The following is a 13,025-nucleotide window of genomic DNA, read 5'->3' on the forward strand; positions in this document are numbered from 1 at the left end:
GCGAACCCGAAGCGTCGCTAATCGGGGTATTCGTCGCGTTTGCGTGGCCAGTCGGAGAAGTCGGTGCCCCGGCCTCTGGGCGCCCGGTCCAGCAGCTGCCAGGTCGCGTTGAGCGCCTCGGTGCCGCGGTCGTAGGTGGAGTACGTGTGGTAGACGACCCCGTCCTCCAGCGCGAAGCAGCTGAGCGCCATCAGCTCCATGACGTCCAGCATGCTGCCGCCGCCCGGACCCGGGTCGCGCCGTGGCGTCGGGACATACATGTGCTCGAAGAAGTCGGCGTCGAAGTCGCTGCCGCCCGAGGACACCCACTCGATGTCCCAGCCCATCCGCCGCTTGTACGCGGTGAGGACCGGCAGCGGCGAGCGTGACGACAGCAGGAACGTCACGTCCCGGTGCGCCAGGTGCGGCACCGCGCCGACGAGGTTGTCGGTTTCGAAGGTGCAGCCCGGGCACCCCTCGGGCGTCTTCGGTCCGTGCATGAAGTGCCGCACGATCAGCTGGGAGCGGCCGTCGAACAACTCGGCCAGCGTGCGCGGGCCGGCCGTGGTGTCGAACACGTACTGCTTCTCGACCGGCACCCAGGGCAGGGCCTGGCGCTCGGCGGCCAGCTCGGTGGCCCGCCGGGTCAGCTCCTTTTCCTTCGCGAGTTGCCGCTCGTAGGCGGCGCGCCACTGCTGTCGCGTCCCGACCGCATGTGTGCTCATCGTGGTCTTCTCCCTGAGGTCGATGGGTCAACGGGGCAGACCCTCGGTGTCGGCGAAACTCATCGGCTACGCGGACCGTTACGCTCGCCGCGTGCTCATCGTGATCGAGGGAGTCGACGGCGCGGGCAAACGCACCCTGACCCACGGCCTGCGTGCCGCGTTCGAGCGCGCAGGCAAGTCGGTCGCCACCCTCGACTTCCCCCGCTACGGGCGGTCGGTGGAGGCCGACCTGGCCGCCGAGGCGCTGCACGGCGGCCACGGTGATCTCGCCGAGTCGGTCTACGCGATGGCCGTGCTGTTCGCCCTGGACCGCGCGGGCGCGCGCACCGAGATCGCTGACCTGCGCGCCGCCCACGATGTCGTCATCCTGGACCGCTACGTCGCATCGAACGCCGCCTACAGCGCCGCGCGGCTGCACCAGGGCGCCGACGGCGACGTCGTGCAGTGGGTGCGTGAACTCGAGTACGGCCGCTTGAACCTGCCGAGGCCGGACTGGCAGGTCTTGCTGGCCGTGCCGACCGAGCTGGCCGCCGAGCGCGCGGAACACCGGGCCAACACCGAGGCCGACCGCGCGAAGGACGCCTACGAGCGCGACGACGGGCTGCAGCAGCGCACGTCCGATGTCTACGCCGCGCTCGCCGCGGCGCACTGGTGCGGCCGGTGGCTGGTCGCCGGTCCCGACGTCGATGCGGCGACTCTGGCTGACGGGCTGGGCTAACGCGCGAAACCGACGCTTTGGCGGTTCGGCCCGTGGAAAATCCACCAGAACGTCGGTCTCGCGGTTCGCAACCCCCGGGCCAACGCGCAAAACGCCCGCGTGGTAGCCGGGCTTTGTCGCGTTTTGGTGACACCATGGACACCATGAGGCAAAGGATTCTGGTTGTCGACGACGATCCGTCGCTGGCGGAGATGCTCACCATCGTGCTGCGCGGAGAGGGTTTCGACACCGCGGTCATCGGTGACGGCACGCAGGCGCTCACCGCGGTCCGTGAACTACGGCCCGATCTGGTGTTGCTCGACTTGATGCTCCCCGGCATGAACGGCATCGACGTGTGCCGTGTGCTGCGCGCGGATTCGGGTGTGCCGATCGTGATGCTCACGGCCAAGACGGACACCGTCGACGTGGTGCTCGGCCTGGAGTCAGGCGCCGACGACTACGTCATGAAGCCGTTCAAGCCCAAAGAGCTCGTCGCCCGGGTGCGCGCGCGGCTGCGCCGCAACGAGGACGAGCCGGCCGAGATGCTCTCGATCGGCGACGTCGACATCGATGTGCCCGCCCACAAGGTCACCCGTCAGGGCGAGCAGATCTCCCTGACGCCGCTGGAGTTCGACCTGTTGGTGGCGTTGGCGCGCAAACCGCGGCAGGTGTTTACTCGAGACGTGCTGCTCGAACAGGTGTGGGGCTACCGGCACCCCGCCGACACCCGGCTGGTGAACGTGCATGTTCAGCGGCTGCGCGCCAAGGTCGAGAAAGACCCGGAGAACCCGCAGGTGGTGTTGACCGTTCGAGGAGTGGGGTACAAGGCCGGACCGCCGTGATCGCACCGCACGGCTGGGATGTCATCGCCCTTCGGTCGCCATGATCCATAAGCCTCGGCGGTGGCCATGATCTTTGGCTCCAGGCGACGCATTCGCGGACGCTGGGGGCCTTCGGCACCACTGGTTCGCGGACTGGGTGCGCTGGGTCGGGCTCTGGGCCTGGCCTGGCGCCGCTCGTTGCAGCTGCGCGTGGTGACCCTGACCCTCGGGTTGTCGTTGGCCGTCATTCTCGTGCTGGGCTTCGTGCTCACCAGCCAGATCACCGATCGGATCCTGGAAGGCAAGGTGCACGCGGGCACCGAGGAGATCGACCGAGCCCGCACCACGGTGAGCGGCATCGTCGGCGGCGAGGAGACCCGCTCGTTGGACAGCAGCCTGCAGCTGGCCCGCAACACGCTGATCGACCGCACCGCCGACAACGGACCCGGCCTCGCGGGCACCTTCGACGCGGTGCTGGTGGTGCCGGGCGACGGGCCCCGCGCGGCCACCGCGGCCGGACCGGTGCAGCAGGTGACCAACGCGCTGCGCGAGTTCGTCAAGGCGGGTCAGGTCAGCTACCAGTACGCCACGGTGGACACCGACGCGTTCTCCGGACCCGCGCTGATCATCGGCACCCCGACGTCGTCGCCGGTGGCCAACCTCGAGCTGTACCTGATCTTTCCGTTGAACAACGAGGAGTCCACGATCACGCTGGTGCGCGGCACCATGGCGACCGGCGCCGTCGTGCTGCTGGGCCTGCTGGCCGCCATCGCCCTCTTGGTGGCCCGCCAGATCGTGCTGCCGGTGCGGTCGGCGTCCCGCATCGCCGAACGGTTCGCCGAGGGACATCTGACCGAGCGGATGCCGGTGCGCGGCGAGGACGACATGGCCCGGCTGGCCGTGTCGTTCAACGACATGGCCGAAAGCCTCTCGCGCCAGATCACCCAGCTGGAGGAGTTCGGCAACCTGCAGCGCCGGTTCACCTCCGACGTGAGCCACGAGCTGCGCACCCCGTTGACGACGGTGCGGATGGCCGCCGACCTGATCCACGACCACAGCGACGACCTCGACCCGTCGTTGCGGCGCTCGATCGAGTTGATGGTGAGCGAGCTGGATCGCTTCGAAACCCTGCTCAACGACCTGCTGGAGATTTCGCGCCACGACGCCGGTGTGGCCGAACTGTCGGTCGAGTCGCTGGACCTGCGCTCGACGGTGCAGAGCGCGCTGGACAACGTCGGCCACCTCGCCGCCGACGCCGGCATCGAGCTGATCGTGGACATGCCGACCGAGGAGGTCGTCGCCGAAGTCGATCCGCGACGGGTGGAACGCATCCTGCGCAACCTGATCGCCAACGCGATCGACCACGCCGAGCACAAGCCCGTCAAGATCCGGATGGCCGCCGACGAGGACACCGTCGCGGTCACGGTCCGCGATTTCGGTGTCGGGCTGCGCCCGGGTGAGGAGAAGCTGGTGTTCAGCCGGTTCTGGCGATCGGATCCGTCGCGGGTGCGACGCTCCGGCGGCACCGGTCTCGGGCTGGCGATCAGCATCGAGGACGCCCGGCTGCACCAGGGCCGGCTGGAAGCCTGGGGCGAACCAGGCAAGGGCGCCTGTTTCCGGCTCACCCTTCCGCTGGTGCGTGGGCACAAGGTGACCACGAGCCCGCTGCCGATGAAACCCATTGGGCCCGAGAGCCCGCCGCGCAGCGGCCGGGATCGTGAAGCTGCACAGGAGAAGGTGTGAAACGAGTGCTGGCGGCCGTCTGGCTGCTGGTGTTGGTGTTGACGGGGTGTGCCGGGGTGCCGAGTTCCTCCGCGCCGCAGGCGATCGGAACCGTCGACCGGCCCGCGCCGCCGAGCCTGCCCAAACCCACCCCGAGTATGGATCCCGACGTCCTGTTGCGCGAGTTCCTCAAGGCCACCGCCGATCCCGCCAACCGGCATCTCGCCGCTCGCCAGTTCCTCACCGAATCCGCTTCGCGCGGTTGGGATGACGCCGGCAGTGCGCTGCTGATCGACAACGTCGTCTTCGTCGAGACCCGCGGCCCCGAACGGGTGTCGGTGACCATGCGCGCCGACATCCTCGGGTCGCTTTCGGACATGGGCGTCTTCGAGACCGGTGAGGGTGCGCTGCCCGACCCCGGGCAGATGGAGTTGGTCAAGACACCGGACGGCTGGCGCATCGACCAACTGCCCAACGGGGTTTTCCTTGACTGGCAACAGTTTCAGGCCACCTACAAGCGCTACACGCTGTACTTCGCGGACCCGACCGGAACCACCGTCGTGCCCGATCCCCGCTACGTCGCGGTGTCGGACTCCGACCAGTTGGCCACCGAACTGGTCAGCAAGCTGATCGCCGGGCCGCGCCCGGAGATGGCCAACGCCGTGCGTAACCTCCTCGGCCCCCCGCTCAGGCTGCGCGGCCCGGTGACGCGGGCCGACGGCGGCAAGACCGGCGTCGGACGTGGCTACGGCGGTGCGCGGATCGACCTGGAGAACCTGTCCACCACCGACCCGCAGAGCCGGCAACTGCTTGCCGCGCAGATCATTTGGACGCTGTCGCACGCCGGGGTCAACGGCCCGTACGTGATCAACGCCGACGGCGCCGCGTTGGACGACCGGTTCGCCGACGGCTGGGAGACGTCGGATGTGGCCGCCACCGACCCGGGCGCGGCGTCCGGAGCGGCGGCGGGGCTGCATGCGCTCGTCGGCGGCTCGCTGGTGGCGCTCGACGGTCAGCGTGCGCCGCGCGTGCCCGGTTCCTTCGGGCAGATGCCGGATCAGACCGCGGCCGCGGTGTCGCGCACCGGACAGGACGTCGCGTCGGTCGTCACCCTGCAGCCCGGCGCACCGGACATGGCGTCATCGTTGTGGGTGGGCAAGCTCGGCGGTCCGGCGTCGCAGGTGCTGGACGCCCGCAGCCTGACCCGGCCCAGCTGGTCGCTGGACAACGCGATCTGGGTGGTGGTCGACGGCAACACGATCCTTCGCGTCATCCAGGACGCGTCGGGGCAGCCGGCCCGCATCCCCGTGGACTCCACCCGGGTGTCGGCGAGGTTCCCCGGCGTGATCACCGAACTGCAGCTGTCCCGCGACGGCACCCGCGCCGCCATGGTGGTCGAGGGCCGGGTGATCCTGGCGGGCGTGGAGCAGGGCCCCGACGGCGGCTACGCGTTGACCTATCCCCGCCGGCTGGGCTTCGGGCTCGGCGACACCGTGGTGTCGCTGTCGTGGCGCACCGGCGACGACATGGTCGTCTCCCGCACCAATCCGCAGCACCCGGTCTCCTACGTCAACCTCGACGGGGTGAACTCCGACGCGCCCAGCGAGAACCTGGTCATGCCGGTCACCACCGTCGCGGCCAACCCCTCGACGGTCTATGTCGCCGACGCGCGCGGCGTACACCAGCTGTCCGGCACCGCCGGGGAGGACAACCTGTCGTGGTCCGACGTCCGGCCCTTGATGGTGCCCGGCGCCGAGCCGGTGCTGCCGGGCTGAGACCTCACCGATTTGCCGAGTGTGGGCTCGCCGCACGCGAAACCGCGAAACCGTGTGCGACAACCCGACGCTCGCGCCGAGATGTCGGCGGTGACCGGGACACTGTCGGCATGCTCGACTTGGTGCTGCCGCTGCAGTGCGGCGGCTGCGGTGCGCCGTCGACGCGGTGGTGCGCCACATGTGCGGGCGCGCTGCAGGTCAGGCCCGACCAGCCGCACCTCATCACGGCGCGACTCGACCCGGGCGTGCCGGTGTTCTCGCTGGGCCGCTACGCGGGTGCGCGACGGCAGGCCATCGTCGCGGTCAAAGAGCGTGGCCGCGCCGACCTCGTCACCCCGCTGGCCGTCGCGCTCCGGACGGGGCTGAGCCACCTGCTCACCTGGGGCGTCGTCGACACACCGGTGACGGTGGTGCCCGCGCCGACCCGGCGCTGGGCCGCCCGCCGCCGCGGCGGAGACCCGGTGGCCCGGATGGCGCGAGCGGCGTCGGCGCGGTTGCCGGGGGTCACCGTCACCGAGGCGCTGCGGACCCGGGCCCTTGTCGTCGACTCGGTCGGCCTGTCCAGCGCCGACCGGGAACGCAACATCGCCGGGCGCGTCAAGGCCGTGCGCGCCGTCGCGGGCGAGGCGCTGCTCGTCGACGACATCGTCACCACGGGCGCCACCGCACGCGAATCCGTTCGCGTGCTGCACGCGGGCGGGGTCCGGGTGGTGGCGGTTCTCGCGCTCGCCAACGCCTGAACCCCGCTCCGCGACGTGGAGGGCAATTTCTCCGGCATCAAAGGAATGTGACGAACTGCGAACACGTCGACCAATTCGGTGGCACTACCGGATGAACACGGCTACCGTCGGCACCAACGATCCGTGAATGCTCACGGCGGCGCCCGGCACGAGGCGCCAGCTTCGCCACCAGCGGTAGGAGGTGAGTAGTCGACACCTTGCACCGGCGAGCGGCGAGAGACTCAAGGCCACGTCGGCGCGACTTCAGACAGCCAGGGCACGCAGCCGCGTGCGAACGTGAAGAGAAGCGAGTTGCCTAGCATGTCAACCCAATCCGTCGAACAAACACAATCGAGGGTCGTCGAGTCCGAGAAGCCCGAACCACGCGCCGAGGTCGTCCTCAAGGGGCGCAACGTCGAGATTCCCGACCACTTCCGCGTGTATGTCGCAGAGAAGCTGTGCCGCCTGGAACGCCTCGACCGCACCATCCACCTGTTCGACGTCGAACTCGACCACGAGCGCAACCGGCGCCAACGCAAGAACTGTCAACACGTCGAGATCACCGCGCGCGGCCGCGGCCCGGTAGTGCGTGCCGAGGCCTGCGCCGACAGCTTCTACGGCGCGATGGAAGCCGCGGTGGACAAGCTCGAGGAACGGCTGCGGCGCGCCAACGACCGGCGCAAGATCCACTACGGCGACAAGACGCCGCTCTCGGTCGCCGAGGCCACCGCGGCCCAGCCGCTGCCCCCGCTGCCCAAACCCGCGGGGGAGGAGCAGGCGCAGGTCGACGGCGCCGCCCTCGACGGTTACGAGCCCGGCCGCATCGTGCGGATCAAGGAGCACCCGGCCACGCCCATGACCGTCGACGACGCGCTGTCCCAGATGGAGCTCGTGGGCCACGACTTCTTCTTGTTCCACGACAAGGAGAGCGACAGGCCCAGCGTCGTGTACCGCCGCCACGCCTACGACTACGGGCTGATCCGGCTGGCCTGACCCCGCTGTTTCGCCTGGCCCGGCGCTGTTCGGGCGGCTGCGGCCTGCATTCCCCTACCATGGGTTGATCTCGAAACTCCGACCAACAGGGGATACCGCGTGCTGGATAAGTTGCTGCGTCTCGGCGAAGGCCGCATGGTCAAGCGCCTCAAGCGGGTGGCTGACTTTGTCAACACCCTGTCCGACGACGTCGCGAAGCTTTCCGACGCCGAACTGCGGGCCAAGACCGACGAGTTCAAGAAGCGGGTGGCCGACGGCGCCGACCTCGACGATCTGCTGCCCGAGGCGTTCGCCGTCGCGCGGGAGGCCTCGTGGCGGGTGTTGGGCCAGCGGCACTTCGACGTCCAGGTGATGGGTGGTGCGGCGCTGCACTTCGGCAACGTCGCCGAGATGAAGACCGGTGAAGGCAAGACGCTGACGGCGGTCCTGCCCGCCTACCTCAATGCGCTGTCGGGCAAGGGCGTACACATCGTCACCGTCAACGACTACCTGGCCAAACGTGACGCCGAGTGGATGGGGCGTGTGCACCGCTTCCTCGGGCTGAACGTCGGCGTCATCCTGTCGGGGCTGATGCCCGACGAGCGCCGCGCGGCCTACGCCGCCGACATCACCTACGGCACCAACAACGAGTTCGGCTTCGACTATCTGCGCGACAACATGGCCCACTCGCTGGCCGACCTGGTGCAGCGGGGCCACAACTACGCCATCGTCGACGAGGTCGACTCGATCCTCATCGACGAGGCCCGCACCCCGCTGATCATCTCGGGCCCGGCCGACGGCGCCTCGAACTGGTATGCCGAGTTCGCGCGGCTGGCCCCGCTGATGGAGAAGGACGTGCACTACGAGGTCGACATCCGCAAGCGCACCGTCGGCGTGCATGAACTCGGTGTCGAGTTCGTCGAGGACCAGCTCGGCATCGACAACCTCTACGAAGCCGCCAACTCGCCGCTGGTCAGCTACCTCAACAACGCGCTGAAGGCCAAGGAGCTGTTCCAGCGCGACAAGGACTACATCGTCCGCGACGGCGAGGTGCTCATCGTCGACGAGTTCACCGGCCGCGTGCTGCACGGCCGGCGCTACAACGAGGGCATGCATCAGGCCATCGAGGCCAAGGAGCACGTCGAGATCAAGGCCGAGAACCAGACGTTGGCCACCATCACGCTGCAGAACTACTTCCGGCTCTACGACAAGCTCGCCGGCATGACGGGCACCGCCCAGACCGAGGCGGCCGAGCTGCACGAGATCTACAAGCTCGGGGTGGTGTCCATCCCGACCAACAAGCCGATGGTCCGCAGGGATCAGTCCGACCTGATCTACAAGACCGAAGAGGCCAAGTTCATCGCGGTGGTCGACGACGTGGCCGAGCGCTACGAGAAGGGCCAGCCGGTCCTGATCGGCACCACCAGCGTCGAGCGCTCCGAGTACCTGTCGCGGCAGTTCCAGAAGCGCCGCATCCCGCACAACGTGCTCAACGCCAAGTACCACGAGCAGGAGGCGGCGATCATCGCCGAAGCCGGCCGGCTCGGCGCGGTCACGGTCGCGACGAACATGGCCGGCCGCGGCACCGACATCGTGCTCGGCGGCAACCCGGACTTCCTCACCGACAAGCGGCTGCGTGAACGCGGCCTCGACCCGGTGGAGACGCCGGAGGAATACGAGAAGGCCTGGCACGAGCTGCTGCCCCAGATGAAGGCCGAATGCGCGAAGGAGGCCGAGGACGTCATCGCCGCCGGCGGCCTGTACGTGCTCGGCACCGAACGACACGAGTCGCGTCGTATCGACAACCAGCTGCGTGGCCGCTCGGGCCGTCAGGGCGACCCGGGTGAGTCGCGGTTCTACCTCTCGCTCGGCGATGAGCTGATGCGGCGGTTCAACGGCGCGACGCTGGAGAGCCTGCTGACCCGGCTGAACCTGCCCGACGACGTGCCGATCGAGGCGAAGATGGTCACCCGCGCGATCAAGAGCGCGCAGACCCAGGTCGAGCAGCAGAACTTCGAGGTCCGCAAGAACGTCCTCAAGTACGACGAGGTGATGAACCAGCAGCGCGTCGTCATCTACGACGAGCGGCGCCGGATCCTGGAGGGCGAGAACCTCGCCGAGCAGGCGCACAAGATGCTCGTCGACGTCATCACCGCATACGTCGACGGCGCGACCGCCGAAGGCTATTGCGAGGACTGGGATCTCGAGCAGCTGTGGACGGCGTTGCGTCAGCTCTACCCGGTGGGCATCGACCACCGCGATCTGCTGGACTCCGACGCCGTCGGTGAGCCCGGGGAGCTGACCCGCGAGGAGCTGCTCGAGGCGTTGATCGCCGACGCCGAGCGCGCCTACGCCGAACGCGAGAAGCAGATCGAGGAGATCGCCGGCGAGGGCGCGATGCGCCAACTCGAGCGCAACGTGTTGCTCAACGTGCTGGACCGCAAGTGGCGCGAACACCTCTACGAGATGGACTACCTCAAGGAGGGCATCGGGCTGCGGGCGATGGCGCAGCGCGACCCGCTGGTCGAGTACCAGCGCGAGGGCTACGACATGTTCGTCGGCATGCTCGAGGGCCTCAAGGAGGAGTCGGTCGGGTTCCTGTTCAACGTTCAGGTGGAACCGGCGCCCGCGCCGGCGGTTGCGCCCGTCGCCGCGCCGAGCGGGTTGGCCGAGTTCGCCGCGGCGGCCGCCGCGAAGGCCACCGAAGAGGGCGCGGTCGCCACGAAGGAGCGGCCGGCACCGGCTCCGTTGCGCGCCAAGGGAATCGACAACGACTCACCGCCGCTGACCTACACCGGACCGTCGGAGGACGGCTCGGCGCAGGTGCAGCGTTCCGGCGGAGGCGGTGGGCGCCACGCCGCCGGGGGCGGATCGCGTCGTGAGCGCCGTGAGGCCGCGCGTAAGCAGGCCCGTGCGGCCAAGGCGTCGCGCAGGCGTTAGGGCTCCACGAGGGCGGCGATGCGCTCCAACGTGGCGCGCATCCCGTCCTCGGCCTGCCTGGGCATCGAACCCAGCTTGAGCATCGGCCGTTGCCGGTCTTCGGAGACGTCCCAGCTCTCGCGCACCAGCGTGCCGCCGTCGACCGGCTCGAGTTCGTAGCGCCAGATCCGCCCGCCGATCAGCCCGCCCGGCCCGATGGTGGTCTTCCACGCGACGCGGCGGTCGGGTTCGAACTCGACGACGGTGTTGGTGGTGCGGTACGGCAGGAACAGCGACTCGGGGCGGCTGCGCATCGACATGCCGAACTTCGAGCCCAGCGACAACGGCTGAGACTTCTGAGCCGAGTGGTCGACGGTGCCGGAGCCGTCGAAGCTGGAATGCTTACCGGCGTCGGCCAGCAACGCGAAGATCGACTCGGCCGGCGCCCGGATCACGCGTTCCACGCTGACGACGTTTCCCTGCACTCTCGGTCCTCCTGGTCGGTGTCGCAAAAACCCTATCCGCTCAGCCGATCTGGATGGCGACTATGCGCCATCGGTCCTGCGTCAACGCGATGCGCGCGGCGAGGGCGCGCACCCGTCGTCCGCGGGTGTAGGTGCCGAACACCTCGGCGGCCGGGTCGCCCGACCCGGCGTCGACCATTCGCAGCCGGATCCGCTGCAGGGTGGCGGTGGTGCCGCTTTCGTCATGGCGGGCGCCGGGGTGCGACGACCGAGCCATGGCGACGACGATGTCGGTCAGTTCCGGCGCCAGGATCGGGCGCAGCTGCGCGACGGGCCTGCGCCGGTCGATGATTTCGAGCACCCGCCGCAACGCCGCGCCGGCGAAGACGACGGCGGCTCGCGGAGGGGCGCTTTCGCGAGCGGAAGGAGGCGCTGCGCGCAGGGGTCGCGACGTGTGGCGGCGCAGCGCTTGGTGGTCCGGGGCAGGACAGGCAGCCCGGCCGGACGGCGGCGGCTCGTAGTCGATGACCGGCGAAACCAACGCCGATGGGGTGACAGACGTGGGGCGGGCGATGGTCATCTGCAGGCTCTCCAGCGGTCGACACGACAGGACACGTCTGCCGGAGAGTCGCAGACTCATTCATGATCGCACGGTTCACAGAGGCCGCTACGCACCAGTGATGCGACATGACAGGACAGCCGGATAACGTTGCGGGCATCCGATACTCGCCGCGGCACGAAGCGCGGCAGGGAACCGCACACACATCACGAGGAGGAGCCGCGTCGCCATGGTGACCAGGTTGTCGGCGTCGGATGCGGCCTTCTACCAACTCGAGAACAGTGCGACGCCCATGTACGTCGGGTCGCTGGCGATCCTGCGCAAGCCGCGCAACGGGCTGAGCTATGAAACTCTGCTCGCCACGGTCGAACAACGCCTGCCGCAGATTCCTCGGTACCGCCAGAAGGTACGTGAGGTGAAGCTGGGGTTGGCCCGTCCGGTGTGGGTCGACGACCGCGATTTCGACATCACCTACCACATTCGCCGCTCGGCGTTGCCGTCGCCGGGCAGCGATGCGCAGCTGCACGAGCTCATCGCCCGGCTCGGCTCGCGGCCGTTGGACAAATCGAGGCCGCTGTGGGAGATGTACCTCATCGAGGGCCTGGCCAAGAACCGCATCGCGCTCTACACCAAGTCGCACCAAGCCTTGGTGAACGGGATGACCGCGCTGGAGATCGGGCATGTCATCGCCGACCGCACGCAGAAGCCGCCGCAGTTCGGCGAGGACATCTGGATTCCGGCCCGGGAGCCCAGCGACCGCCAGCTGCTGCTGGGCGCGGTGGGCGAGTGGATCACCCGTCCCGCCGAGCAGCTCGGCGCGGTGCGTTCGGCCGTGGCCGAGGCCGCCACCAACGCCGGCCAGTGGGTCGAGGTGGGCCGCCGGTTCGTCGACGTCGCGCGCACCGTCGCCCGCGGGAACGCGCCGAGCAGCCCGCTCAACACCACGGTGTCGCGCAACCGGCGGATCACCGTGGCCTGCGGCAAACTCGAGGACTATCGGTTGGTGCGCAACCGCTATGACTGCGACGTCAACGACGTGGTGCTCGCCGTCATCGCCGGGGCGTTGCGCAACTGGTTGATGTCGCGTGGGGAGCCGGTGACCACATCGACGACCGTGCGGGCGATGGCGCCGATGTCGGTGTACCCGGACGCCGAGCTGGACACCGGCGGGCCCGGGCAGGCGATCAGCGAGGTGTCGCCGTTTCTGGTGGACCTTCCGGTGGGGGAGGGCAACCCCGTCATACGCCTGTCGCAGATCGCGCACGCCACCGAGTCGCATCCGACCGCGGCCAGCCTCGTCGACGCCAGGACCATCGTCACGTTGTCGGGCTTCGCCCCACCGACGTTGCACGCCATGGGAATTCGGGTGGCGACGAGTTTCTCGGCGCGGCAGTTCAACCTGCTGATCACCAACGTGCCGGGGGCGCAGAGCCAGATGTACATCGCGGGCGCCAAGCTCCTCGAGACCTACGCGGTGCCGCCGTTGCTGAACAACCAGGTGCTTGCCATCGGGGTCACGTCGTACAACGGCATGGTCTACTACGGAATCAACGCCGATCGTGACGCGATGAGCGACGTCGGCGTGCTGCCGTCGCTGATCTCCGAGGCCCTCGACGAGTTGCGCGAAGCCGCGCAGTAAACTCCCGCCGCTCAGCAGGACGTTTGATTTCGGG

General features: G+C 69.0%; 11 protein-coding genes. 8 read left to right on the top strand and 3 right to left on the bottom strand.

Translation table 11 applies throughout. The features are described 5' to 3' along the window. Positions 1-17 precede the first annotated feature (17 nt). The gene (locus MELE44368_RS14640; RefSeq protein WP_128109151.1) at positions 18-704 is read right to left on the bottom strand and encodes a DUF899 domain-containing protein; all 687 of its coding nucleotides are present in this window, start codon (positions 702-704) and stop codon (positions 18-20) included. A 91-nt stretch (positions 705-795) separates the two neighbouring features. Here MELE44368_RS14640 and MELE44368_RS14645 point away from each other — a divergent pair, with 91 nt between their 5' ends. The 7 genes from MELE44368_RS14645 (at position 796) to secA (ending at position 10,350) form a co-directional block, all read left to right on the top strand. Then, positions 796-1,422 carry a dTMP kinase gene (locus MELE44368_RS14645; protein WP_128109152.1) on the top strand — a complete coding sequence of 209 codons (627 nt, stop codon included), beginning with the start codon at positions 796-798 and terminating at the stop codon, positions 1,420-1,422. Between the two features lie 134 nt (positions 1,423-1,556). Then, a complete protein-coding gene (gene mtrA / locus MELE44368_RS14650) occupies positions 1,557-2,243 on the top strand; it encodes a two-component system response regulator MtrA (protein ID WP_014814652.1) in 687 nt (228 codons plus the stop codon). Between the two features lie 66 nt (positions 2,244-2,309). Continuing rightward, positions 2,310-3,965 (top strand): MtrAB system histidine kinase MtrB, encoded by a 1,656-nt coding sequence (gene mtrB, locus MELE44368_RS14655; protein ID WP_128109195.1) that lies wholly within the window; start codon positions 2,310-2,312, stop codon positions 3,963-3,965. Beyond that, positions 3,962-5,719, top strand: coding sequence for an MtrAB system accessory lipoprotein LpqB (gene lpqB, locus MELE44368_RS14660; protein WP_128109153.1), 1,758 nt, complete (start codon positions 3,962-3,964; stop codon positions 5,717-5,719). The genes mtrB and lpqB overlap by 4 nt, the downstream gene beginning before the upstream one ends. Before the next feature lie 110 nt (positions 5,720-5,829). Further along, entirely contained in the window at positions 5,830-6,459 is a 630-nt protein-coding gene (locus tag MELE44368_RS14665) for a ComF family protein (protein WP_128109154.1), read from the top strand. A 300-nt stretch (positions 6,460-6,759) separates the two neighbouring features. Continuing rightward, positions 6,760-7,431 (top strand): ribosome hibernation-promoting factor, HPF/YfiA family, encoded by a 672-nt coding sequence (gene hpf, locus MELE44368_RS14670; RefSeq protein ID WP_128109155.1) that lies wholly within the window; start codon positions 6,760-6,762, stop codon positions 7,429-7,431. Positions 7,432-7,530: 99 nt separating this feature from the next. Continuing rightward, on the top strand, positions 7,531-10,350 hold the full coding sequence (gene secA, locus MELE44368_RS14675; protein WP_128109156.1) for a preprotein translocase subunit SecA: 2,820 nt from the start codon (positions 7,531-7,533) through the stop codon (positions 10,348-10,350). Here secA and MELE44368_RS14680 read toward each other — a convergent pair. Both MELE44368_RS14680 and MELE44368_RS14685 read right to left on the bottom strand, forming a co-directional pair. Beyond that, positions 10,347-10,814 (bottom strand): SRPBCC family protein, encoded by a 468-nt coding sequence (locus MELE44368_RS14680; protein WP_128109157.1) that lies wholly within the window; start codon positions 10,812-10,814, stop codon positions 10,347-10,349. The two genes, secA and MELE44368_RS14680, sit on opposite strands and share 4 nt — an antisense overlap. A gap of 40 nt (positions 10,815-10,854) precedes the next feature. After that, positions 10,855-11,373, bottom strand: a complete 519-nt coding sequence (locus tag MELE44368_RS14685; protein ID WP_128109196.1) for an Rv3235 family protein — start codon at positions 11,371-11,373, stop codon at positions 10,855-10,857. A gap of 208 nt (positions 11,374-11,581) precedes the next feature. On the opposite strand from MELE44368_RS14685, the gene MELE44368_RS14690 reads away from it, so the two are divergent. Beyond that, a complete protein-coding gene (locus MELE44368_RS14690; RefSeq protein WP_128109158.1) occupies positions 11,582-12,991 on the top strand; it encodes a WS/DGAT/MGAT family O-acyltransferase in 1,410 nt (469 codons plus the stop codon). Positions 12,992-13,025: the final 34 nt, after the last annotated feature.

The sequence above is a fragment of the Mycolicibacterium elephantis DSM 44368 genome (assembly GCF_004014805.1).
Classification (GTDB): domain Bacteria; phylum Actinomycetota; class Actinomycetes; order Mycobacteriales; family Mycobacteriaceae; genus Mycobacterium; species Mycobacterium elephantis.